The organism is Caecibacter sp. AF58-12pH5A (genome assembly GCF_027681725.1).
Classification (GTDB): Bacteria; Bacillota; Negativicutes; order Veillonellales; family Megasphaeraceae; genus Megasphaera; species Megasphaera hominis.
Genome location: NZ_JAQDBC010000001.1, coordinates 227,657 through 247,547, shown reverse-complemented (window position 1 = coordinate 247,547; position 19,891 = coordinate 227,657). Strand labels below are relative to the sequence as shown.

Here is a 19,891-nt window from a genome sequence, read left to right as displayed (position 1 = left end):
GATAGAGTGACTGACTACGAATCAGTAGGTCTAGGGTTCGAATCCCTACCGGGTCACCAATTTATCTATATGCGAACTGCTCACCTTGACAGGATTGTCTAAGGTGGGCAGTTCTTTTTTATAATTGTACTGTATTTCGATATAGTCGTCGTTGACGATAACGGCACGGACGATAGACGTTAGCAGGATGCTTTTATACACGGGTTCAGACTTCAGCCGTTCTGCAACGGACATAAAAAAGAACGTGATTTGTTTCTCCGTCAATTGCGGGCCATTTTGTAATAGCTCTTCTTTAGCTAAGGCATCTTTCATGGCTTGCAAGGTCTGTTCGTGGTTTTGGATGGTTTGCGTCATGGTATCGCTTACCAGGCCATTTTCTACAGCTTTGATACAGTTATTCAGCTTTTTCTGGGTATCCCGGATTTGACGTTTCAGGGCCGTTACACTAGAGGCCTCTTCCTGCTTGTCTTGCAGGGCTATCGCCTGGCGTGCAATGGCTTGTACGGCATCATGGGACGAGAGTATGGACGTTGTGGTCTGGACGACGAGGTCTTCCAGCTTGTCTGCCCGTACAGGAGCCAGGGAGCAGCCGGATTTGTGCAAGCGGCCGGAACAATTATAGTAATAGTACAGATTACCGTGCTTACTTGTGCCGGATTTGCCCACCATAGGTTCTCCGCAATGGCCACAATACAGTTTACCCGAAAGCAGGTAATTATCGCTCCGTTTGGCCGTTTTAGCGTGTTTTCTTTGATTTAGCATAGCTTGCACATCCTTCCAGGTAGATGTATCGATAATAGCAGGTACGGCGTGTTCTGCCCGGATATCGTGCCATAACAACGTACCTGTGTATATTTCGTTCGTGAGTATCGTATGCAACGTATTATAGACAAAGGGACGCCCGCTCCGTGACTGCCTTCCTTCTGCCTTCATGGCATGGCAAATACTGGACGGCGTGCGGCCTTCTTTTGCTAACTGGTATATTTTGCGGACCGTTTCGGCGGCATAGGGTTCTATCTGTAACCGGTGGTCTGCGTCTAATACGTAGCCTAAGGGCACGTAACCGCCGGGCCATTTACCCTCTAAGACGTTTTCCGTCATACCATGCATGACGTTTTCCGAAAGTTCGGCACTGTAAAATTCGGCCATGCCTTCAATTACTGATTCCAGTAATATGCCGCTGGGATCGTCCGTGATATTTTCCATGGCCGATACGACTTTAACGCCGTATTTCTTCAGTTTGTGCTTGTATTTGGCGCTGTCGTAGCGGTTACGGCTAAAGCGGTTGAGCTTGTACACGATCACCTGGCTAAATTTCATCTTTTCGGCGTCTTTAATCATCTGTAAAAACTCCGGGCGCCGGTCTGTACGGCCGGTCAGGGCACGGTCTGCGTAGACGTGCAATACCGTCAGGCCATTTCTTTGGGCGTATTCCGTGCAAACGCGGATTTGCCCTTCAATACTTTCCTCTCGTTGTCTATCGCTCGAATAGCGGGCGTAGATAACGGCATAGGTTGTGTTTGTATCCATAGTACCTCCCTTAAACTGCATGATAGAAAAATGTGAACCGGTCCAGATTATAGGGCCGGTTTTTTTCGCGTACCATCTTTTCCAGTATGTTGGCGTGTTCCTCGGCTGTAAAATCGTCACCGTCTATGTGCGCTAACTCGTGTAAAATAGCCTTTATGGCCTGTTGCTGGCTTAAATGGTTGTTTACGATAATCGTATAGGTCCCGTCCTCGTTAGGTGTAGTTACAGCCTTGATACAAGGTTCTAACGGCGCTGTAATTATATTGATGTTCATCGGCTACTCATCATCATCCATTCGTTCCGTCTTTAAAAATTTGATGTATTTGGCCGCACGTTTGAGTTCTTCGGGCGTGGCATCGCTGGCGGCGGAAAAGAGTAATTGCAGATCAGGATTGCGGCGGAACTCTTCTGCTAAGCGTGCCGTTTCTGCGTTGGTATAGTAGCCGTTCGGCTGGTCCGGTTCTGCGCTAGATTGTTGCTTTTTTAACTGTTCGTTCATGGTGGCCAGTTTATCAATAATTGCCCGTTGTGATTCGATAATACTGCCTAATTTTGATTCTTCAATAAACGCGGATAACTCAGGGAGTGTATGAATAAAATCGGGAACGGGATGCCCTTCTTTTTTCGCCTCTTCCTTAATCCGCTCGAACCAATCCTGTTGTTGCTCCGGGGATAATACAGTACCATTTTTCGACGTTGCTTTCCCTCTCATGTAGTCTGCACTGACCTGGAAAAAATCGGCAAACATATCAATTGTCTTGTATTTCGGGATGCGCTTGCCTGATTCATACATGGCTAGGGCACTTCTACCAATTTTCAATTTGTCGGCCAATTCTGCCTGTGTCAGATTGTTTTCTTGTCGTAGCTCTTTTAGTCTGTCTGCGAATGTAGCCATATCTCAATGCTCCTTTTAAAGATATATATTAACTGTCACTATTATATCACAATATGTGACGCCACGAAAAGTGAAAATTTTATTGACACAAAACGTGAGGAGTAATATACTTTCTTTAGTCACAAAACGTGACAAACAAAGATGAAAGGAGGGATAATTATGCCGAACAATAAACAGGTAGGAGAATTGCTGCGGGAACTCCGGAAAAAGAAGAATAAAACTATTGTAGATGCCGCAAAAGACCTAGGTATCGCACCGTCTACACTAACGGCCTATGAGTTAGGGGAGCGCACGCCGCGTGACGAAACGAAAGAAAAAATTGCTAATTATTACGGTATGACCGTAGGTGCAATTTTTTTTGAGCAATTTTGTCACAAATAGTGACAAGGAGGCGCTATGAACGAAATTTTAAAGATTGAAACGGTCCGTGGCTATCTCGATAAGGAGAACGGACTGGCCTATTTGAACGCCGAGGACGTCGCCCGCGGTTTCGGCTTTACCCAAGAGAAAAACGGCGTTGAGTACGTAAAATGGGAACGCGTAAATCACTATCTTCACGAGTTTGGTTTTTCCCCACAAGTGGGGAAAGATGATTTCCTCCCGGAAAACATGGTGTACCGGCTGGGCTTTAAAGCTAGCAATGAAACGGCCCAAAAATTCCAGGCAGTATTAGCCGATAAGGTATTGCCGAGCATCCGAAGGACCGGCGTGTATTTGACGGACAAGGCCATACAGAGAGCAGTAACAGATCCGGATTTCCTTATTCAGATTGCGATGCAGCTAAAAGAGGAACAAGCGGCCCGTCAGAAAGCAGAAAAACAAATTGAATTACAGAGACCAAAGGTTATTTTTGCGGATGCCGTGAGCGTATCCCAAGACAGTGTATTAATCGGCACCTTAGCAAAGATACTCCATCAAAATGGGGTACAAATTGGGCAAAAGAGGTTGTTTCAATGGATGCGGGACAACGGATATTTAATGAAATCTGGATCCGATAAAAACATGCCTACACAAAGGGCACGGGAGATGGACCTTTTCAAGGTCAAAGAACGAACCATTGATAACCCGGACGGGTCTGTAAGACTGACAAGAACAACGCTGGTTACCGGCAAGGGCCAGCAGTATTTCATCAATAAGTTTCTGAAAGGAGAAATGACGTATGGAAAAAGTGACAACTAGCTATGGAATGGATATTACGGACCGTTACGACGCGGTTGTAAATCTCATGGATGCAGAGATTACGGAAGAATTGCACAAGTATGAATGGGATACAGAACAGGATTTTTACAATGCCTATTGCATTATGCACGAAGAACGGTATGGAAACACGTTTTCCCCGGACGACCGGCGTGGCCAGTGGTAAGGAGGCGCTTTACATGGAAGAGCTGATTGATTTTATTCGGCACTATGTTGCCGATCACGCGGAAGAATACAAAGAATGGGAGGCGAAACAAAATGCTACAGGAAATCAGACCGTGGATTAATGAACCGAAACCGAAGTGCCCGGCACCGGCAAAAACAAAAAAAGCAAGCCGCCGGGACGCAGAAGTAGAGGCACTGCGTGAAGCTATCTTTGATTATCAAGTGGCATGTGCCGGACTGTTCGGCATTATTGCTATGATTGCCAGTATTTTATACGCCATGTACCGTGCCGGGCTGATTATTCACTAAGGAGGTGATACGTCATGAATGAACATGAATTCCTCTTGCAGGACCGCTTACAGAAGATTAAAGACACCGTGGAGCAGTACGGCGAAGACCGTTTTTACATCTCTTTCAGCGGCGGCAAAGACAGCACTGTTATGTCGTCGCTTTTTGATATGGCCATCCCGGGAAACACTATCCCGCGGATTTTTGCCGATACGGGGATCGAAATGAACCACATTCGGGATTTTGTCCGGCAGAAAGCCGAACAAGATGACCGCGTTGTCATGATACGCCCGAGCATCCCAATCACTACTATGCTACAGGAAAAGGGTTACCCTTTTAAATCGAAGCAGCATTCGCACGTGGTGGGAATATACCAACGTCATGGGATGAACAGTAAGACAGTTCAAAAGTACCTATACAGTGATTCCCGGTACACCTGCCCGAAGGTGTTGAGATACCAGTTTACCTCTGAATTTAACATGAAGCTCTCCCATGATTGTTGTAATGAGCTTAAAAAAAAGCCCATAAAAAAATGGGCAAAAGAGAATAAGAAAAATTGCGTTGCTTTAGGTCTCCGCGCCAGAGAAGGCGGGAACAGGGAAAACGCATATTGCGTCGCCATCCGCGGCCGTCAGGTAACTTTCAATCCGCTTGTCATGTGCACGGACGAATGGATGGAATGGGTAATCGATACCTATCACATTGAAATATGTGACTTGTACAAGCCACCTTATAATTTCCATCGCACGGGATGCAAGGGATGCCCGTTTGCGATTGATTTACAGCATAATCTCGACGTATTGCAAAAGTATTTCCCGGCGGAACGGAACCAGTGCGAACTGATCTGGAAACCGGTGTACGACGAATACCGGCGGCTGCATTACCGGCTGAAAGACCGGGAATAAAAAGAGCCGCTTACCTGCGGGAACAAGTAAGCGGCAAAACAAAATATACCAGGTACAGTATACCACAAAGGAGTACATCATGAGAAGCAAAGAAGACGGAGTGATTGATATTCAGAAGATCATGAATCACGCAGAAGGGCAAGCCCTGGACGCGTTGATTGAGAGAATCCAGGGCCGGCTGATTGAAGCGGACCGTATTGCCTGGGGCCTCGAAGTGAAAATTAAACGGGCACAGATTGAACTGGAAGTACTGACGGATGTATTGAACCGTGGGAAGGTGTGAAGGGCATGAAACAAAAAAAGTTACACAGAATCAACAGCCGTAAGACGACGCAGAGAAGGGACGGCGGAGGAAATCAGCCCGCTCCCGTTCGCAAGAAACAGAAGTCTGTACAGCAACAGATAATGGACTATGAATATGCCAAAAGCAAAGAACAGGCAGAGTTTGAACGTCTGTGGATGGAATGTGAGGATACATGGTAATCAAACTACCTGTAGCAGACGGCGAACTGGATGAATTAGAAAATTAGGAGTACAAAATGGACAAAAAACGAGAATTAGAACTGCTAAAAGTACGGGATGAAATGGAAAAGAGATTTGTCTTGAGTAAGCTCGAAGAAGCCCTTGCGGCGGCTAATGTATATGTTTTCATGAAGTTTGAACCCGAAACGGAAATAGTGCATGTGCAATTTGAAAGCGGAAATAAAATGGCAGTCAATGTGGCTATGGACAACCCTATGGCCATGATGTACGACATCTTCAAAGCGGCCGGTAAACGTTTTATCGAGGAGGCTTAAAAATGGCATATACAGGTTGTAATCTCATTCTTAGTGTAAAAGATTCGGCTGACCATGATAAATGGTTAGCTGTTCGGGACAAAGGGATCGGCGGCAGTGATGCCGCCGTGATCCTGGGGCTGAATAAGTACAAAAGCCCTTATAAGCTCTGGCTGGAAAAGACGGGCCTGGCTGCACCGGAAGACCTTAGTAATAACCAGTACGTATACTGGGGCACGGTCAACGAGGAGAATATTGCCCAATGGTTTATGAAGGAAACGGGCAAGAAGGTTCGCCGCATGGGCACATTGCAGTATCGGGACCACCCGTTCATGCTGGCCAACATCGACCGGGAAGTCTGCGGCGAAAACGCGGGCCTTGAAATTAAGACGGCCGGCATCAGCCAGCGGGAGTACTGGCAAGGTGACAACATCCCGGATGCCTATTACGTGCAGTGTTTGCACTACATGGCGGTTACCGGCGCCGACTACTGGTACATTGCCGTGCTCATCGGCGGCAACGAAGCCGTTTATAAACGCATTGAACGGAACGAGGAAGACGTTCAGACGCTCATCAAAGCAGAGGCGAAATTCTGGGAACTCGTGGAGGCCAAAACGCCGCCGGAGGTAGATAATACAAAATCCTGTGGCGAGGCCCTGGGCTGGCAGTATCGGGATACAGCGAAAATCACAGTAGATTTACCCTTAGACGCACTTTCCATCCTGCATGATATGGATGATGCCAAGACACTCAAAAAAGAGCTTACAGAGCGAATTACGGGCTATGAGAACGAACTCAAGGCCATGTTACAGGATGCTGAAGCTGGCACCGTCGGTGACTATACGGTCACCTGGAAACCGACGAAGCCGCGGGAAACGGTCAGCCTCTCGGCCATCAAGAAGAAGGCCCCGGCTATCTATCGGGAACTGGCAGAAAAGGACCTGATTACTATCGGCGACAGTACACGCCGTTTTTACTACAAACAAGCTAAAGGAGACGATGCAGAATGAACATCAAAGGCGGTATTACTAAAAAGCAGGAAAATAACAATCAAATCCGGGATTTAGTACGGCGCATGGAACCGCAGATTAAGAAAGCGCTCCCTAACGTCATTACGCCCGAACGGTTTACTCGTATGGTCGTAACGGCGCTCTCGACGAATCCCACATTGCAGGAGTGTACGCCCATGAGCTTTATCGGCGCCATGATGCAGGCGGCGCAGCTGGGCCTAGAACCGAATACACCGGTAGGCCAGGCCTATCTTATTCCGTACCGCGTAAAGGGTACGCTTACATGCCAGTTTCAGATCGGCTATAAGGGCATGCTGGACCTTGTGTACCGCTCCGGGCAGGTAAAGGACGTACAGGCGCACGCCGTACACGAAAACGATACCTTTGAATATGAACTGGGGCTGGAGCCGAAACTCCGTCACGTCCCGGCACTCAGTAACCGCGGCGCCGTAATCATGTATTATGCCGTCGTCCGGATGATTAGCGGCGGCGCTGTATTCCAGGTCATGAGCAAGGACGATATTGCTAAATTTGCCCATGATAAATCTCAAGCATATAAATTTGGCCCCTGGCAGACAGACTTTGATGCTATGGCGCTCAAAACGGTGCTGAAAAGAGCCTTAAAGTACGCCCCGATTAAGTCTGACCTGGCCCGGGAAGTAAGTGCAGACGGCACGGTAAAATCAACGCTCTCCGGCTCCATGTTGGATGAACCGGATGAAGACTATATCGACATAGAAGTATCTCACGTAGACCCGGAAACCGGCGAGGTCACGCCACCAGCCGAACCGGCAAAAGAAGATACCAACGCATAATATAACGGTCCCGGCGGTACTATCTGCCGCCGGGATTTACCATGCCTAAGGAGGTGAGAGAGTGGAAAAGTTTTACTGGATTAAGTTGAAAACAGATTTTTTTGACGACAATTGCATCGACTGGCTACAGGACCAGAAGAACGGCTGCGAATACATCGTATTGTATCTCCGGCTCTGCTTAATGACAGCCAACACAAACGGCGTGTTACAGCGCCAGGTGGGAGAGATGATTATCCCCTATGAGCCACGCAAAATAGCCGAAATCACGCATATTAGCATCGATACCGTATTAGTAGCTATGGAGCTATTCAAAAAAATCGGCCTAATGTGTGACAGGCCGGACGGAACGGTTGCATTGCCGTCGGTTCCCTCTATGGTGGGTACAGAGAGTGCAAACAAGGCCGCAATCAGACAACGGCGTCACCGTGAAAAGAAGCGGCTTGAAAAAGAAACAGTAAAGCAAGTAACAGGCAACGTAATAGATACCGTAACGGAAAGCGTGACAAAATGTCACGGAAAACGTAACGCAAGCGTGACAGATTGTCTTACAGAGATTAGAGATAAGAGATTAGAGAATAGAGATAAGAGTAAAGAGAATAGAGAGGAGAAAGTAGAAAGTAGAAAGAAAGAAACCGGAACATCCGACGACGGCTTGAAAGACGCCGTCAATGCCTACCGAAAAAACATTTACCCAATGCCTGGGGAGATGGATTTAGAAAAGCTCAAAGCACTGGTCGACGATTTTGGCAGCGACACCGTCATAAAGGCCATTGATAGGGCTGTCACCCGTAATAAAAGAAGCCTGGCATATATCCACGGCATTCTGAAAAGCTGGCAGGCTGGAGGCTATGACGATGAAAACACAGCCCTGCCACAGCCGACGCCACGCAACAGCAAGAAAGAAGCGATTGATACCGTGAACCGCCTGATGGCGGAATACAAAGCCAAGGAAGGAGAGGAGAAAGATGACAACGGAAGTATCGACCCTGCGAGCGATTGGTCTTTTGCAACTGGCGTACAAAAATGATCTCTCGAAGGAACGGCTGCGTTTCTACGTAGAGATGTTAAAAGACATCCCGACGCCGGCCTTGTCGGCCGGGGTCAAATACTGCATCAACCACTGCGATTTCTTGCCCACCATCGCCGAAATCCGGAGAGCGTCGGAAAAAGTGGCCACACTGGCTATGGGAACCAAGCCCATCGACAGCGCCACAGCCTGGGGCAAGGTCCAGAAGGCCATCGCCGCCGTCGGCTATACCGGCGTGCCGGCATTCGACGACCCGGTGACGCAGCGCGTCGTCGAACGGTTCGGCTGGAAAGAAATCTGCCAGACGCCGACCGATGACACGGCCATCCTGCGGGCCCAGTTCCGCAAAGCCTACGAATCGGAAGCGGCCCATGTGGCCGAGGTGAAGGAATTCGCCGCGTCCGGCGTCCCGGTCAATCAGAAGTACCTGGTCGATGCCGGTCTGGCTGGCGTGAAAGAATTGACCAGCGAAGTAGCCGCCCGGCTGAAGATGCCGGAATGATGGCAGAAAAGGAGAGAGAAAGATGGAAATTAAAATCGACATGAATGGCAGTGACGTCGAGCTGGCGACGTTTTTGCATGGCCTTGCGATAAATCATAGCCAGAAAGAACAATCGGCCGTTAAAACGGCAAATACGAAGAAAAAAGGCCGCCCGAAGAAAGTAGTGAAGGCGGAACCAGCCCCGACGGATGACATCCTGGATGATCCGGAAATGGCCGACATCGGAGCACACATTTTTGGAGAGGATGGTCAGAATGAATGATATTTCACGGGCCATGGAAAAAAAACGGGCCGAAAAAGCCAAGCACCGCTATGCAGTCGGTGCCGAAAGCGGGGCTGACTGGGGGCTGACGTGAAAAAATATTATAACTGGGACTAAATCGCGCAACAGAGCTCATGTAACGAAGAATACGACGTTTGCGGAAACTGTGCATGCTGTGATGGACATTCAGAGAAAGAGATTGGATGTGGAGCGTACGAAGAAGGTTGGTGAATAGGATGCACTATCTAAATTACATCTTTTGTAATCGTAAAGACTGCCGAAAATACCGTATATGTGGAGTATCCGTAGCGGCAGCGGAGATGTGGAAAAAAGACAGCAAAAGGACGGCTGATGACTCACCAATCCAGAGCGAGCCGATTAATTGTGAAAGATATGAAAGGGGGCCGTGAATATGAAATTAGCGAGTAAAGCTAGAAAGGAATCACTAGATCACATGATACAAGGAGATAAAAATATGCTGGATGTAAGCATGCAGACTGGCTGATACATTATGTATTTTACGAGGGATGGGGTGTGAGTTGGTGCCAGATCAAACGTATGGCTACGTGATTCGGCCCATTATCGGCGGTAAGGGCTGGCAAAGTATAGAGCAATATAATTTAACCAAAGAACCATTAAAAGACCACACGAACGAATTATTGCCACTTTTAAAACAGTTGGGAGGAGAAAGTCTATGAAGATATCGGAACTACAGAATATGACAGACCCGGAATTAAAGGAATTAGCCAAGCAAAAGAGGATCACCAAAAAGGGGAAATGTGGGCCTACGTCAGATGCTTATCAAGCTCAAAATATATTGTGGATTAGGGCAGGACGACCGTTTGACAGAAAAGAGCAGGCAAACGATGATCCGTGGGGATTAATTGACAGCGAATAGTAGGAGGTAGAGAAATGATTTATTTTGTAAAGGTTGATTTAACAGTATTACTGGCACCCATAGCCCCGCTACCAAAGGACGGTGAATGATATGTGGATAAAGGCGCAAGACGGAAGTCTGATTAACAGCGATAAAATTATTAGCATAAATGTATTTGAAACAAGACTTTTTGCTGTTACTGGGTATGATTCAATGACGCATACAGATATAGTAACCGATTTAGGATATTATGAAAAATCAGACGTAGAAAAGATTAAGACTGTATTATATTGTGCATTGGCTGAACAGTATGAACCATTTACAATGCCACCTATAGATGGATTGAAAGAATGGAACTCTATCCCAATCAGCAAAGAAGGCGAATAAAATGGATGAAGTAAATATCAAAATTAATGAAAATGAGTATTCCATTACAGTAAAAATAGAAGGAAGAATATATCAACGTGTCATGGAAAAAAATGTCGTGGGGGCTCATGCAATGCAAACAATCTTTCCGGATATTGATGAGGTTAAGGCTTGCATGGCAGACGAAGAAGAACTATCCACCGGTTTACAGGATATCGATCAGGCAGCTTTTGACATTATGGATAGTCTTAGAGGTGATTAAATGCACTATCTAAATTACATCTTTTGTAATCGTAAAGACTGCCGTAAATATCGTATATGTGGAGTATCCGTAGCGGCAGCGGAGATGTGGAAAAAAGACAGCAAAAGGACGGCTGATGACTCACCAATCCAGAGCGAGCCGATTAATTGTGAAAGATATGAAAGGGGGCCGTGAATATGAAATTAGCGAGTAAAGCTAGAAAGGAATCACTAGATCACATGATACAAGGAGATAAAAATATGCTGGACGTAAGCATGAATAATATACGTAAATCGATCAATACAGCCTGCCTAATGGGACTTAGGTATGCTGTATTAGATAAGACGGGGATAGACGCTGTGGACGCAGAAATATGCGCCACGGTGGAAGAATCAGGATATAAGATAGCGTCTAATACAAGCAAGATTATTATTCAGTGGTAGGGGAGGACAAGATGATGCTTAATATAAAATTCAGGGTATGGGATAGGACCGTAAAGGTAATGGCAAAAGTAAATCAAATTAATTTTCATAGCGATTATACATACCCACAAGTTATTTATAGATATAAAGACCCACGCAATGGGAAAGTAACAGATGAGAGGGCGAATTTTGGCTGTGATGATGGATGCGATATCGCAATTTTGATGCAATACACAGGATTAAAGGACAGTAACGGAAAGGAAATATACGAGGGTGACATATTGAAGGGAATAAACACATATAAAAATAGTGATCACAAACCTTTTAAAGTTGTAGTCACATATGAAGATGGTAGTTTTGTAATGCACTATGTTGATCCAGACATGCCAAATTCATTAGGGGAATATAATCACATGGGCAGTTGGTCTGATTATGTCGTTTTCGAGGTCGTCGGGAATCGGTATGAGAATCCTGATTTGCTGAAGGAGCATGAGGATGTGAAGACCTGCCGAGAAAGGTAGAAAAATGATGAATCAAAAAATTGAATATATCGATGAAAGTGGGCGGCGGATTCTGCCGGCAGGTTTCGATGTAAAAAAAGCGGAGCGGATTATGGGAAACTTCCTGAACTTCCATAGCTTACGGCATACAACATTTTCACAAGTTGTGTCTTCCTTAATTTTATTCAACACGGGATATGATGGCGGCACATCGTCAAATTATTTGTGCAGTTTGTTGGGCGTAGACGGCGGAGACATGGCCACGCTCAAAAACTGGAAAGCGAGGGTGAAGCCATGAAAAACATGGCCGTGGAATTCCTGGCAAACCATACACACGGGCAGGGCCTGGGCTATTTCGGGGCATCCGGGACGGGAAAAACACATATTTGTATTGCTACCTGCTTGTTTTTGACGGAGCAGTGCCACGAGCAACATTATTATTTTTCCTATCGCCGGGAAATGCCGGCATTAATCAAGGCCATGAAAAGCTATAACGACGACTACGAAAAAGCTATGAGTAAGTGGCGCACCTGCAACAATCTCTATATTGATGATCTTTTTAAATTGGCCGGAAAGATGGTAGACGGGAAATTGACCGACATTGACCGGAACGAGCTGAAAATTGTCTATGACCTGGTAAACAGCCGGTATCTGAATAATCTCACGACGATTTTTTCCAGTGAGTATTCAGTGAAAGAGATTACGGACATAGACACGGCCACAGGAAGCCGGATCTATGACATGGTGAAGCCTTACGGAATGCTTGTCACGGGCGCTAACGAACGATTAAGGGGGTGACGTATGAGAAACGGGGAGGGCTATGAAGACCCGACCTTTACCCGGGCGTGGCAACACACGCCCGAGTACAAGGCTATCCGGGAACAAAAAGAAATTGCCATCATGAGCAAGGCGTTACGGGACGCTAAGGCCACGCTGAGCCTGGCCGGATTTGAAGTAGTGGAGCGGATTGTACTGAAAAGCAGCCGGACCGGAAAAATTTACAGATAAGGAGGGATAACATGATTGTTACGTTTAAGAATCCAGCGCATCGACGAATTATCCTCGACACGGTTGAGGCTATCTTATCCAACAATACAGGCATTCGCGTTTGCATGGACGCAGATGATTTTAGCCACAAAAGCACCGAATTGTATTGTGCGGAAGAAGTAGCCAACGTAGCCCTAGAAAAGGCTACGAATGACATGAAAGCCGGGAAGGTCCTGATAGACCTTGATGAATATATTGAATATGCAAAACAGAAATTATCCGCAGCCGAAATAAGAAAAGAGGAATCAGACAATGACTAAAAAGGACATTTTGGCGCTGATCCGCTGGCACTATGCGGGCGATGAACTGAAATTTGCCAAAGTATGCCGGGACCTGGCAATGGAATTTTATGATAGTGGGGAACTTCAATTATCCGAATACATTCTGGCCCATATGGGAGAAAGCCCGACGTTTGAAGCGTACATGGACAGGGTGTACGTGGACAAGTGGGGCAACGTGTTGAGTGAGCAAAACGGCAAAACCTACTACCACGGCAACATCTACGACAAACAGCCTATCACAATGACGGAAGATGAACGGAAAAATCTTAAATGGAGGCCCAGATGAATCACGTAACACTATTAGGGCGTCTGACCAGGGAGCCGGACGCCCGGCAGACAGCAGACGGGAAAAGCCGGTGTACGTTTACCCTGGCTATTGACCGCCATAGCAAGAAGGAAAAGACGGACTTTATCCGGTGTGTCGCCTTTGGCCGTACCGCAGAGATTATCACGCAGTACGTCCACAAAGGCCAGCGGCTGCTGGTAAGCGGGAGTATCTGGACGGATCAGTACGAGATGGACGGCGTAACGAAATATACGACAGACGTTGCCGTGGACCGTATGGAGCTGATAGAGCGCAAGAGCGACAGTACGCAGAGCCAGGGCGGCAGTTTTGACAGTATGGGCGCACCGGTGCCGGTAGAAGACGAAATTCCATTTTAAGGAGTGACGACGTATGACAGAAAAAGAAAGAAGAGTGTTGTTTTTCTTAGGATTAATGATTACCGGAATAGAAAAAATAAAAGACGCTGCTGAAAAAAATATGATATGGGAAGGCGAAGCAGACGATAAACAACACTACTATTTCAAAAAGGCCATTGAATGTTTGCATCAGATTGAAGTCCTCATCGAATACAAGGACTGCTAATGAAGGGAGCGATAGTTATGTTTGATGAAACGTGTAGAGCACTGCAAGAACTCCGTGAGTGGCTCAGGGACGTAGAGGAACTGCTAATAGAAACAGACGATGCACCGAAAAACTATTTAAGAAGAACGTCGTACTACGTGGAGAATGCAAGAGTGAAGGCAGAAGAGGAAAATGAATATTTCGGGCCGCGCTGGGACGCACTATTACAGAAGATGGATGAGTTAGAAGCACAATTTATCCACGATTTCGATAAAGAAGGCGCGCACGCAATGATTGATACAATTTCAGAGGCCGATGCCCTCATCAAAGATATCCTCTTTGCGTATGACGCAGTGAACGAATATCTCTATCTCTTTTTTCCTCAGTAAGAGATCATGCGTTGCTATTATTGCGGCCGCCAGATCAAGCGGTGCCATCACGTTATATTAGCAGACGGCAAAAGAGTGCCCGTATGCCCCTACGACAGGCTTTGCAGACCGCGGGGCATACAAACTCACGGAAGGCGGCCTAAACTCTCTGAAAACGGGCAAACTCGAAGAAATAAAGCGTTAGAAAGGATGAAGGCAAAGTGTATTTTACCGTAGAAGGAAAGATCAAGGGCAAGGGACGGCCCCGGTTCAATCGGCAGACAGGGAGTGTCTACACGCCGGCAGAAACAAAAGAGTATGAAAGCATCATTGCCAGTACATACGTCATACTGAATGGCAAGCGGATTCCTAAAGGAACGCCCGTAGATATTTATATTTTCGCGTGTTTTGCTATCCCGAAGAGCTGGCCGAAGGACCGCCGGGAACGGTGCCTGCTGGACCAGGAAAAGCCGCTCAAAAAGCCGGATATTGACAATATCGCGAAAATCGTATTAGACGCGCTGAACGGCGTCGCCTATGACGATGATACCCAGGTCGTTACCTGCCGGTGTGAAAAGCACTATGCTAACGCAGAGCGGCTGAGTATTTTCGTCGGACGGCACGAAGAAAACAGGGCATACCTTTTCGCCGGCATCGATAAATTAGCAGAGTAGGAGGCGCAGCACATGTACAAAGGAACGACAACATACCAACGCAATATCGCAGCCCGGGCGGCTATTTCCAGCACGCGGACGCTGATCTATCAGATGGTACACGATGTATTCGGCTTTGGCTTAAAACGGATTGACCGGCTTGAAGCGTGTACAGAGCGGCTTACCTGTGATAAGAACCTGTCTTTTAGCGATATTCGGAACAACCTGGACCGATACACGAGCGAACAGCTGAAGCGGGATTACATGCGGTGGATTAAGCCCGGTGTAGGACCGCACGGTAAAGTACAACGTATCGGCACGGAAGCCGGAACGGAGCATATATACACAACAATGTTGTGGGCCTTGCATGTAGAATTCGGCTTTGGCCGGGAACGGCTATTGCGCGCCCAGGAGCATCTTAAAATGTTAGCCTCTGTTATCCGGGACGGAGAAGCCCGTATCGTGGACTTTGAAAAGTGCCTGAATTTGGAATTGGGCATTTACTTCGACACTCTCGAATACTTTGAAAATACCTTTGGCGTAATTGATTTAGGACCGCTGGTAGCAACCGATATGGGGCAAAAGGAGGCGTAACAATGGGAAAACACAAGCGGGCACTGTACCGGCTCTTAGACGAAATATCAGACTGCGAATGGTGCCCGGTAAAAGACGAGCCGGCACTATGCGAACTTGTCGCAGCGAACGGCAAATGCACGGAAACAATCATGGCCGCGTATGTTGCAAGGATGGGAAAGAAAGAAGGGGACCGTACATGACCTTTTGGCAGTTCGCCGCAGAACATCCTTATATGGCCGTGTTTTTCGTCTTTATCATTGCGTGTGCGGTATCCGATATTGCAGATAGTTTAAGGGACAGGAGGAATCAATGACAGCAAAAGAGTATCTAAACCGCGTCCGGCGGCAAGCGTATATTTTACAGCAGACAGAGCGGGAGCTGGCAGAGTTGCGGAGCGACTTAGTATCCATCGGCGCGGCCAGTTTATCGGACCGGGTAAGCGGCTCTAAAACGTCTGATCTTTCTGATAAGTATGTCCGGCTGGAACGGTATATCGCAAAAGTGGCGGCAGAGCGGGATACACTTATTGCCTTACGTACGGCCGCCAAAGAGCAAATCAAAATGCTTCCTAACGAAGAGCACCAGGCCATACTGTACGCCCGGTATATCAACGGGGAGGCGTGGGAAGACATTGCCCATGATATGCATTGTAGCTGGCGCAAAGCGTTCTATTTACACGGCCGCGCGCTACAAAGTTTTGAAAGATTGCATAGATTTGCAGTTGCAAATGGTGTATAATAGTAGTGTGAAAAAATAAGAAAAGGCCAGCCTTTTGTACTCGGAGGCATGGCCTTTTTTTATGCCCTGAAACGTTATGGACCTAATACATAAAAAGGGTGAAAGGAGGCGCGTATGGTACGAGCTAAATTCACAAACGAACAAATAGCCGATGCCCTGCGCGCAAGCGGCGGCGTCATATCTAAGGCCGCTGAACTCCTCAGCGAAAGCACCGGTGTCAGTATCACGCAGTCGGCTATTAGCCAGCGTGTATCGCGCAGCAAAGAGCTGCAGAAAATACGGGATGAGTACCAGCAAATATTAGTAGACTTTGCCCTGTATGGGTTGTTACAAGCCGTCAAAGATGGAAATCTGACGGCTATTATTTTTACCCTGAAATGCAAAGGCGGGTTCGTTGAAGAGAAAGCAAAGCCCGGCGGCATCGAAACGGTATACGCAGACGACGGGTTGCAAAAGGCCATGGAAGAATCTGTAAAACGGGTATGGGAGGAGAAAGACGCAGATGCAGAACATCGTACAACCTAGTATTCATTTCTCCGAATTTTCCCGGAAACAGATGCAAGCTTTTACCTGGTGGTGTGACGGCTCCCCATATCAGCACTATAACGGCATTATCTGTGACGGTTCCATTCGTGCCGGTAAGACGGTCGCTATGGCGCTGTCGTTTATCTTCTGGGCTATGGAGCGCTACGATCAGATGAATTTTGCCATGTGCGGAAAGACGGTAGGCGCGTTTCGCCGGAACGTCTGGAATTGGCTGTCTGGCGTTCTCAGAGCGCATGATTACATCATAGACGAACAACGTACTCTGAATCTCGCTGTCGTGCGTAAAAACGGCAAAATCAACTATTTTTACTTTTTCGGCGGCCGGGATGAAAGCAGCCAGGACTTAATACAGGGTATGACACTCGCGGGCGTCTTTTTCGATGAAGTGGCGCTGATGCCTGAATCCTTCGTAAACCAGGCGACGGGCCGTTGTTCTGTAGATGGTGCAAAGCTGTGGTTCAACTGTAACCCGGAAAGCCCGATGCATTGGTTTTTGAAGAACTGGATAAAAAAAGGCGACGTAAAGAGGCTGTTACATATCCATTTCACCATGGACGACAATTTATCACTCTCAAATAAAGTGCGGGAATGGTACAAGACCAGTTATACCGGTGTCTTCTACCAACGATTTATTCTGGGCCTGTGGGTGATGGCACAAGGCTCGATATACAAAGACTGCTGGAGCGATGAGCTGTATTTCGACGAACAGAAACGGAACTGGATATACCAAAATAAGCGCATGTTCCGGCGATACATCTCAATTGACTATGGGACGGTAAACCCTATGACATTTCTGGATATCTGGGACGACGGCGATACAGCCTGGGTAATGCGTGAATACTACTGGGACAGCCGCAAAGACGGTAACTATGAAAAGGATAACGGCCAGTATGGCGACGACCTGATGGAGTTTATCAAGGCCGGGGACCATATGCCCACGGCGGTAATTATCGACCCGTCGGCAGAGAGTTTCAAGGCAGAAATGCGCAATAGAGGATTACGGGCTAAAGAAACGGTACCGACGATTAACGCGGATAACAGCGTCTTAGAGGGCATACGCAACGTAGCAAAGCTATTAGCACGGCGCAAGATACGGATATACCGGGAAGATTGCCCTATGCTGGTACACGAAATGACGGCCTATGTATGGGACGATAAGGCCATACAGCAGACTGGCAAAGAACGGCCGCTGAAAATGGCAGACCATACCTGCGACGCCCTGCGCTATTTTGTAAACACGGTAGTGAGAACGAGGAGATTGGCGAATGCGTAAACGATATAAGCAGAAAAAAGCATACGCGGCACGAACCGCGGCAACACACCCGGTACAAGACAGCGGCGATGCAGTACGCGCAAGGGCTAACGACGTGTTTTCAAATGCGCTGGCACGTCTGGGTGCTGGTACGCCCAACCTGATGGAGGGGACCGAATACCATTTAGAGCGCCTGACGCGTAATTACGGGCTATTGACGACGCTGTACCGGGAACACTGGATTATCCGGCAGATTATCGATATTATCCCGTCGGATATGGTCAAGAACTGGATTAGTATTCAGACGGAGCTATCACCGAACCTGCTGAAACGAATCGACAAAGAAATTCGTAAAATGCAGCTGATTCAAAAGATAAAGACAGGGCTGCAATGGGGCCGGCTCTATGGCGGCGCCGTCGGTGTCATGATCGTAGCCAATCAAGGCTATGATTTATCGCAGCCGCTCGATATGACGATGCTCATGCCCGGCGACTTTTGCGGCGTCATGATTTACGACAGGTGGAACAGCGTGTCGCCAAGTACGGAGGTAGTTGATGATATCCGGGACCCGGAGTTCGGGCTGCCTAAGTACTACAACATCACGGACAACACGAACAATGTCATGGTAACAGTACATCATAGCCGCGTGTTACGGTTTACCGGCGACGATTTGCCATACTGGGAATCGGCGGCAGACCAGAACTGGGGCGCAAGCGTCATTGAAAGCGTATTCGAGGAGCTAAAGAAACGCGATAATGTATCGTGGAATATTGCACAACTGACCTTTATGGCAAGCCTGAGAGTGCTGAAAATGAGCGATTTGGGGCAGACATTAGCCGCCGTAGACGAACAGTCTAAGGATGAGCTGTACAGGACGGTACAGGCCCAAAACTGGCTCATGAGCAATATGGGCTTGCAAGTGATTGATGCGGCCGATGGCATTGAATCTCATCAATACACGTTTGGAGGCCTATCGGACGTATACCAGCAATTCATGATGGATATAGCCGGTGCCGCGCGTATTCCGCAGACAAAACTATTCGGACGCTCCCCGGCGGGGCTTAATGCTACAGGCGACAGCGATCTACAAAACTATTACGATATGATAGCGCAGGAACAGGAATCTAAATTGCGGCCGGTCCTGAATAAGCTGTTGCCGGTATTGTTCATGTCTACTTTTGGCGCGGTGCCTGATGATTTAGATTTCGAGTTTGACCCGGTAAGCGAACCGACGGACCAGGAACAGAGCGACCTTGCCAAAAGCGGCACCGAAAACGTAGTAACAGCCTTAAACGCCGGCCTGGTAAGCAAGCGGACAGCCCTGAAAGAGCTGAAACAGCAGAGTGAACGCACCGGCGTATGGACCAATATTACCGACGAGGATATCATGAAAGCGCCTGACGATATCGAAGAAGAAGGCGACATGCCCGGCGGTATGGGTGGTATGTTCGGCGGCATGGAAGAAAACGCCCCAAAAACGTCTAAAACCACAAATGACAATAACCTTTTCAGTGCAGCTTTTGATGATGCAGATTTTGAAAGCAAACATCCTCGAAGGAAGGATGGAAAATTTGGCACAGGGGGCGGCAGAAAAAGGTTTAATCCTTCTAAGAAACGTGGTACCATTAGACTTGGAAAGAAAGAGTATGCAAAGGTTATGCATGCGCTAAACACGGATTTTGACAGACTTCCAAAAGAAGAACAATTTACGAAATGCATAGACCCATACGTATATGTCATCGTCGCGCATGGTTTTGGTGAATACGAAATCTTGTTCAAAAAGAAACTGGAATGAGGATAGATAA

General features: G+C 47.4%; 36 protein-coding genes. 33 read left to right on the top strand and 3 right to left on the bottom strand.

Annotated elements, in window-relative coordinates; genetic code table 11:
• Positions 1-45: 45 nt before the first annotated feature.
• The 3 genes from PGX44_RS01285 to PGX44_RS01275 are packed head-to-tail and all read right to left on the bottom strand — an operon-like array spanning position 46 to position 2,425.
• Positions 46-1,530 (bottom strand): recombinase family protein, encoded by a 1,485-nt coding sequence (locus tag PGX44_RS01285; RefSeq protein WP_498853932.1) that lies wholly within the window; start codon positions 1,528-1,530, stop codon positions 46-48.
• A gap of 10 nt (positions 1,531-1,540) precedes the next feature.
• Positions 1,541-1,804 (bottom strand): ImmA/IrrE family metallo-endopeptidase, encoded by a 264-nt coding sequence (locus PGX44_RS01280; RefSeq protein WP_498853931.1) that lies wholly within the window; start codon positions 1,802-1,804, stop codon positions 1,541-1,543.
• Positions 1,805-1,807: 3 nt separating this feature from the next.
• Positions 1,808-2,425: a helix-turn-helix domain-containing protein gene (locus PGX44_RS01275; protein ID WP_498853930.1), complete on the bottom strand. Its 618-nt coding sequence runs from the start codon at positions 2,423-2,425 to the stop codon at positions 1,808-1,810.
• 159 nt (positions 2,426-2,584) lie between these two features.
• Here PGX44_RS01275 and PGX44_RS01270 point away from each other — a divergent pair, with 159 nt between their 5' ends.
• From PGX44_RS01270 to PGX44_RS01110, 33 genes are all read left to right on the top strand, one after another.
• Complete coding sequence (locus PGX44_RS01270; RefSeq protein ID WP_498853929.1) at positions 2,585-2,806, top strand: helix-turn-helix transcriptional regulator; 222 nt, start codon at positions 2,585-2,587, stop codon at positions 2,804-2,806.
• A 15-nt stretch (positions 2,807-2,821) separates the two neighbouring features.
• On the top strand, positions 2,822-3,604 hold the full coding sequence (locus tag PGX44_RS01265) for a phage antirepressor KilAC domain-containing protein (RefSeq protein ID WP_498853928.1): 783 nt from the start codon (positions 2,822-2,824) through the stop codon (positions 3,602-3,604).
• Positions 3,585-3,788 carry a hypothetical protein gene (locus tag PGX44_RS01260; protein WP_498853927.1) on the top strand — a complete coding sequence of 68 codons (204 nt, stop codon included), beginning with the start codon at positions 3,585-3,587 and terminating at the stop codon, positions 3,786-3,788. Before PGX44_RS01265 ends, PGX44_RS01260 begins: the two co-directional genes overlap by 20 nt.
• Before the next feature lie 92 nt (positions 3,789-3,880).
• The gene (locus PGX44_RS01255; RefSeq protein ID WP_498853926.1) at positions 3,881-4,096 is read left to right on the top strand and encodes a hypothetical protein; all 216 of its coding nucleotides are present in this window, start codon (positions 3,881-3,883) and stop codon (positions 4,094-4,096) included.
• 14 nt (positions 4,097-4,110) lie between these two features.
• Positions 4,111-4,980 carry a phosphoadenosine phosphosulfate reductase domain-containing protein gene (locus tag PGX44_RS01250; RefSeq protein ID WP_288298630.1) on the top strand — a complete coding sequence of 290 codons (870 nt, stop codon included), beginning with the start codon at positions 4,111-4,113 and terminating at the stop codon, positions 4,978-4,980.
• Between the two features lie 79 nt (positions 4,981-5,059).
• A complete protein-coding gene (locus PGX44_RS01245; protein WP_498853925.1) occupies positions 5,060-5,263 on the top strand; it encodes a hypothetical protein in 204 nt (67 codons plus the stop codon).
• A gap of 5 nt (positions 5,264-5,268) precedes the next feature.
• Positions 5,269-5,463 (top strand): hypothetical protein, encoded by a 195-nt coding sequence (locus PGX44_RS01240; RefSeq protein WP_288201738.1) that lies wholly within the window; start codon positions 5,269-5,271, stop codon positions 5,461-5,463.
• Positions 5,464-5,519: 56 nt separating this feature from the next.
• On the top strand, positions 5,520-5,777 hold the full coding sequence (locus PGX44_RS01235) for a hypothetical protein (RefSeq protein ID WP_498853924.1): 258 nt from the start codon (positions 5,520-5,522) through the stop codon (positions 5,775-5,777).
• 2 nt (positions 5,778-5,779) lie between these two features.
• A complete protein-coding gene (locus PGX44_RS01230; RefSeq protein WP_498853923.1) occupies positions 5,780-6,766 on the top strand; it encodes a YqaJ viral recombinase family nuclease in 987 nt (328 codons plus the stop codon).
• On the top strand, positions 6,763-7,581 hold the full coding sequence (locus PGX44_RS01225; RefSeq protein ID WP_302594115.1) for a recombinase RecT: 819 nt from the start codon (positions 6,763-6,765) through the stop codon (positions 7,579-7,581). The genes PGX44_RS01230 and PGX44_RS01225 overlap by 4 nt, the downstream gene beginning before the upstream one ends.
• A gap of 61 nt (positions 7,582-7,642) precedes the next feature.
• Positions 7,643-8,608, top strand: a complete 966-nt coding sequence (locus tag PGX44_RS01220; protein WP_498853922.1) for a phage replisome organizer N-terminal domain-containing protein — start codon at positions 7,643-7,645, stop codon at positions 8,606-8,608.
• A complete protein-coding gene (locus PGX44_RS01215) occupies positions 8,547-9,110 on the top strand; it encodes a hypothetical protein (protein WP_498853921.1) in 564 nt (187 codons plus the stop codon). The genes PGX44_RS01220 and PGX44_RS01215 overlap by 62 nt, the downstream gene beginning before the upstream one ends.
• Positions 9,111-9,132: 22 nt before the next feature.
• The gene (locus PGX44_RS01210; protein WP_498853920.1) at positions 9,133-9,372 is read left to right on the top strand and encodes a hypothetical protein; all 240 of its coding nucleotides are present in this window, start codon (positions 9,133-9,135) and stop codon (positions 9,370-9,372) included.
• A gap of 694 nt (positions 9,373-10,066) precedes the next feature.
• Positions 10,067-10,270, top strand: a complete 204-nt coding sequence (locus PGX44_RS01205; protein ID WP_498853919.1) for a hypothetical protein — start codon at positions 10,067-10,069, stop codon at positions 10,268-10,270.
• A 90-nt stretch (positions 10,271-10,360) separates the two neighbouring features.
• Positions 10,361-10,636: a hypothetical protein gene (locus PGX44_RS01200; protein WP_498853918.1), complete on the top strand. Its 276-nt coding sequence runs from the start codon at positions 10,361-10,363 to the stop codon at positions 10,634-10,636.
• A 1-nt stretch (position 10,637) separates the two neighbouring features.
• Entirely contained in the window at positions 10,638-10,877 is a 240-nt protein-coding gene (locus tag PGX44_RS01195; protein ID WP_498853917.1) for a hypothetical protein, read from the top strand.
• Positions 10,878-11,053: 176 nt separating this feature from the next.
• The gene (locus tag PGX44_RS01190) at positions 11,054-11,299 is read left to right on the top strand and encodes a hypothetical protein (RefSeq protein WP_498853916.1); all 246 of its coding nucleotides are present in this window, start codon (positions 11,054-11,056) and stop codon (positions 11,297-11,299) included.
• A gap of 11 nt (positions 11,300-11,310) precedes the next feature.
• The gene (locus PGX44_RS01185) at positions 11,311-11,799 is read left to right on the top strand and encodes a YopX family protein (RefSeq protein ID WP_498853915.1); all 489 of its coding nucleotides are present in this window, start codon (positions 11,311-11,313) and stop codon (positions 11,797-11,799) included.
• Positions 11,800-11,803: 4 nt separating this feature from the next.
• Positions 11,804-12,076 (top strand): hypothetical protein, encoded by a 273-nt coding sequence (locus PGX44_RS01180; protein ID WP_498853914.1) that lies wholly within the window; start codon positions 11,804-11,806, stop codon positions 12,074-12,076.
• Positions 12,073-12,576 carry a DnaA ATPase domain-containing protein gene (locus PGX44_RS01175; protein WP_498853913.1) on the top strand — a complete coding sequence of 168 codons (504 nt, stop codon included), beginning with the start codon at positions 12,073-12,075 and terminating at the stop codon, positions 12,574-12,576. Before PGX44_RS01180 ends, PGX44_RS01175 begins: the two co-directional genes overlap by 4 nt.
• Before the next feature lie 3 nt (positions 12,577-12,579).
• Positions 12,580-12,786: a hypothetical protein gene (locus tag PGX44_RS01170; protein WP_498853912.1), complete on the top strand. Its 207-nt coding sequence runs from the start codon at positions 12,580-12,582 to the stop codon at positions 12,784-12,786.
• Positions 12,787-12,797: 11 nt separating this feature from the next.
• Positions 12,798-13,085, top strand: a complete 288-nt coding sequence (locus PGX44_RS01165) for a hypothetical protein (RefSeq protein WP_498853911.1) — start codon at positions 12,798-12,800, stop codon at positions 13,083-13,085.
• A complete protein-coding gene (locus tag PGX44_RS01160) occupies positions 13,078-13,392 on the top strand; it encodes a hypothetical protein (RefSeq protein WP_498853910.1) in 315 nt (104 codons plus the stop codon). The genes PGX44_RS01165 and PGX44_RS01160 overlap by 8 nt, the downstream gene beginning before the upstream one ends.
• Positions 13,389-13,769 carry a single-stranded DNA-binding protein gene (locus PGX44_RS01155; protein WP_498853909.1) on the top strand — a complete coding sequence of 127 codons (381 nt, stop codon included), beginning with the start codon at positions 13,389-13,391 and terminating at the stop codon, positions 13,767-13,769. Before PGX44_RS01160 ends, PGX44_RS01155 begins: the two co-directional genes overlap by 4 nt.
• 13 nt (positions 13,770-13,782) lie before the next feature.
• Positions 13,783-13,974, top strand: a complete 192-nt coding sequence (locus PGX44_RS01150) for a hypothetical protein (protein ID WP_498853908.1) — start codon at positions 13,783-13,785, stop codon at positions 13,972-13,974.
• 17 nt (positions 13,975-13,991) lie between these two features.
• Positions 13,992-14,342, top strand: coding sequence for a hypothetical protein (locus tag PGX44_RS01145; protein ID WP_498853907.1), 351 nt, complete (start codon positions 13,992-13,994; stop codon positions 14,340-14,342).
• Between the two features lie 200 nt (positions 14,343-14,542).
• Positions 14,543-14,995: a RusA family crossover junction endodeoxyribonuclease gene (locus tag PGX44_RS01140; RefSeq protein WP_498853906.1), complete on the top strand. Its 453-nt coding sequence runs from the start codon at positions 14,543-14,545 to the stop codon at positions 14,993-14,995.
• Positions 14,996-15,007: 12 nt separating this feature from the next.
• The gene (locus tag PGX44_RS01135) at positions 15,008-15,568 is read left to right on the top strand and encodes a hypothetical protein (protein WP_498853905.1); all 561 of its coding nucleotides are present in this window, start codon (positions 15,008-15,010) and stop codon (positions 15,566-15,568) included.
• A 2-nt stretch (positions 15,569-15,570) separates the two neighbouring features.
• Positions 15,571-15,750 (top strand): hypothetical protein, encoded by a 180-nt coding sequence (locus PGX44_RS01130; protein WP_498853904.1) that lies wholly within the window; start codon positions 15,571-15,573, stop codon positions 15,748-15,750.
• Between the two features lie 109 nt (positions 15,751-15,859).
• The gene (locus PGX44_RS01125; protein ID WP_288298733.1) at positions 15,860-16,288 is read left to right on the top strand and encodes a DUF1492 domain-containing protein; all 429 of its coding nucleotides are present in this window, start codon (positions 15,860-15,862) and stop codon (positions 16,286-16,288) included.
• Positions 16,289-16,402: 114 nt separating this feature from the next.
• Positions 16,403-16,813, top strand: coding sequence for a hypothetical protein (locus PGX44_RS01120; RefSeq protein ID WP_498853903.1), 411 nt, complete (start codon positions 16,403-16,405; stop codon positions 16,811-16,813).
• Positions 16,791-18,107 (top strand): PBSX family phage terminase large subunit, encoded by a 1,317-nt coding sequence (locus PGX44_RS01115; protein ID WP_498853902.1) that lies wholly within the window; start codon positions 16,791-16,793, stop codon positions 18,105-18,107. The genes PGX44_RS01120 and PGX44_RS01115 overlap by 23 nt, the downstream gene beginning before the upstream one ends.
• Positions 18,100-19,881, top strand: coding sequence for a phage portal protein (locus PGX44_RS01110; protein WP_498853901.1), 1,782 nt, complete (start codon positions 18,100-18,102; stop codon positions 19,879-19,881). The genes PGX44_RS01115 and PGX44_RS01110 overlap by 8 nt, the downstream gene beginning before the upstream one ends.
• Positions 19,882-19,891: the final 10 nt, after the last annotated feature.

What these genes read in the sequence shown, in the direction of transcription:
- PGX44_RS01285 (WP_498853932.1), bottom strand. Translation starts at nt 1,530, where the DNA reads ATGGATACAAACACAACCTATGCCGTTATCTACGCCCGCTATTCGAGC.
- PGX44_RS01280 (WP_498853931.1), bottom strand. Translation starts at nt 1,804, where the DNA reads ATGAACATCAATATAATTACAGCGCCGTTAGAACCTTGTATCAAGGCT.
- PGX44_RS01275 (WP_498853930.1), bottom strand. Translation starts at nt 2,425, where the DNA reads ATGGCTACATTCGCAGACAGACTAAAAGAGCTACGACAAGAAAACAAT.
- PGX44_RS01270 (WP_498853929.1), top strand. Translation starts at nt 2,585, where the DNA reads ATGCCGAACAATAAACAGGTAGGAGAATTGCTGCGGGAACTCCGGAAA.
- PGX44_RS01265 (WP_498853928.1), top strand. Translation starts at nt 2,822, where the DNA reads ATGAACGAAATTTTAAAGATTGAAACGGTCCGTGGCTATCTCGATAAG.
- PGX44_RS01260 (WP_498853927.1), top strand. Translation starts at nt 3,585, where the DNA reads ATGGAAAAAGTGACAACTAGCTATGGAATGGATATTACGGACCGTTAC.
- PGX44_RS01255 (WP_498853926.1), top strand. Translation starts at nt 3,881, where the DNA reads ATGCTACAGGAAATCAGACCGTGGATTAATGAACCGAAACCGAAGTGC.
- PGX44_RS01250 (WP_288298630.1), top strand. Translation starts at nt 4,111, where the DNA reads ATGAATGAACATGAATTCCTCTTGCAGGACCGCTTACAGAAGATTAAA.
- PGX44_RS01245 (WP_498853925.1), top strand. Translation starts at nt 5,060, where the DNA reads ATGAGAAGCAAAGAAGACGGAGTGATTGATATTCAGAAGATCATGAAT.
- PGX44_RS01240 (WP_288201738.1), top strand. Translation starts at nt 5,269, where the DNA reads ATGAAACAAAAAAAGTTACACAGAATCAACAGCCGTAAGACGACGCAG.
- PGX44_RS01235 (WP_498853924.1), top strand. Translation starts at nt 5,520, where the DNA reads ATGGACAAAAAACGAGAATTAGAACTGCTAAAAGTACGGGATGAAATG.
- PGX44_RS01230 (WP_498853923.1), top strand. Translation starts at nt 5,780, where the DNA reads ATGGCATATACAGGTTGTAATCTCATTCTTAGTGTAAAAGATTCGGCT.
- PGX44_RS01225 (WP_302594115.1), top strand. Translation starts at nt 6,763, where the DNA reads ATGAACATCAAAGGCGGTATTACTAAAAAGCAGGAAAATAACAATCAA.
- PGX44_RS01215 (WP_498853921.1), top strand. Translation starts at nt 8,547, where the DNA reads ATGACAACGGAAGTATCGACCCTGCGAGCGATTGGTCTTTTGCAACTG.
- PGX44_RS01210 (WP_498853920.1), top strand. Translation starts at nt 9,133, where the DNA reads ATGGAAATTAAAATCGACATGAATGGCAGTGACGTCGAGCTGGCGACG.
- PGX44_RS01205 (WP_498853919.1), top strand. Translation starts at nt 10,067, where the DNA reads ATGAAGATATCGGAACTACAGAATATGACAGACCCGGAATTAAAGGAA.
- PGX44_RS01200 (WP_498853918.1), top strand. Translation starts at nt 10,361, where the DNA reads ATGTGGATAAAGGCGCAAGACGGAAGTCTGATTAACAGCGATAAAATT.
- PGX44_RS01195 (WP_498853917.1), top strand. Translation starts at nt 10,638, where the DNA reads ATGGATGAAGTAAATATCAAAATTAATGAAAATGAGTATTCCATTACA.
- PGX44_RS01190 (WP_498853916.1), top strand. Translation starts at nt 11,054, where the DNA reads ATGAAATTAGCGAGTAAAGCTAGAAAGGAATCACTAGATCACATGATA.
- PGX44_RS01185 (WP_498853915.1), top strand. Translation starts at nt 11,311, where the DNA reads ATGATGCTTAATATAAAATTCAGGGTATGGGATAGGACCGTAAAGGTA.
- PGX44_RS01180 (WP_498853914.1), top strand. Translation starts at nt 11,804, where the DNA reads ATGATGAATCAAAAAATTGAATATATCGATGAAAGTGGGCGGCGGATT.
- PGX44_RS01175 (WP_498853913.1), top strand. Translation starts at nt 12,073, where the DNA reads ATGAAAAACATGGCCGTGGAATTCCTGGCAAACCATACACACGGGCAG.
- PGX44_RS01170 (WP_498853912.1), top strand. Translation starts at nt 12,580, where the DNA reads ATGAGAAACGGGGAGGGCTATGAAGACCCGACCTTTACCCGGGCGTGG.
- PGX44_RS01165 (WP_498853911.1), top strand. Translation starts at nt 12,798, where the DNA reads ATGATTGTTACGTTTAAGAATCCAGCGCATCGACGAATTATCCTCGAC.
- PGX44_RS01160 (WP_498853910.1), top strand. Translation starts at nt 13,078, where the DNA reads ATGACTAAAAAGGACATTTTGGCGCTGATCCGCTGGCACTATGCGGGC.
- PGX44_RS01155 (WP_498853909.1), top strand. Translation starts at nt 13,389, where the DNA reads ATGAATCACGTAACACTATTAGGGCGTCTGACCAGGGAGCCGGACGCC.
- PGX44_RS01150 (WP_498853908.1), top strand. Translation starts at nt 13,783, where the DNA reads ATGACAGAAAAAGAAAGAAGAGTGTTGTTTTTCTTAGGATTAATGATT.
- PGX44_RS01145 (WP_498853907.1), top strand. Translation starts at nt 13,992, where the DNA reads ATGTTTGATGAAACGTGTAGAGCACTGCAAGAACTCCGTGAGTGGCTC.
- PGX44_RS01135 (WP_498853905.1), top strand. Translation starts at nt 15,008, where the DNA reads ATGTACAAAGGAACGACAACATACCAACGCAATATCGCAGCCCGGGCG.
- PGX44_RS01130 (WP_498853904.1), top strand. Translation starts at nt 15,571, where the DNA reads ATGGGAAAACACAAGCGGGCACTGTACCGGCTCTTAGACGAAATATCA.
- PGX44_RS01125 (WP_288298733.1), top strand. Translation starts at nt 15,860, where the DNA reads ATGACAGCAAAAGAGTATCTAAACCGCGTCCGGCGGCAAGCGTATATT.
- PGX44_RS01120 (WP_498853903.1), top strand. Translation starts at nt 16,403, where the DNA reads ATGGTACGAGCTAAATTCACAAACGAACAAATAGCCGATGCCCTGCGC.
- PGX44_RS01115 (WP_498853902.1), top strand. Translation starts at nt 16,791, where the DNA reads ATGCAGAACATCGTACAACCTAGTATTCATTTCTCCGAATTTTCCCGG.
- PGX44_RS01110 (WP_498853901.1), top strand. Translation starts at nt 18,100, where the DNA reads ATGCGTAAACGATATAAGCAGAAAAAAGCATACGCGGCACGAACCGCG.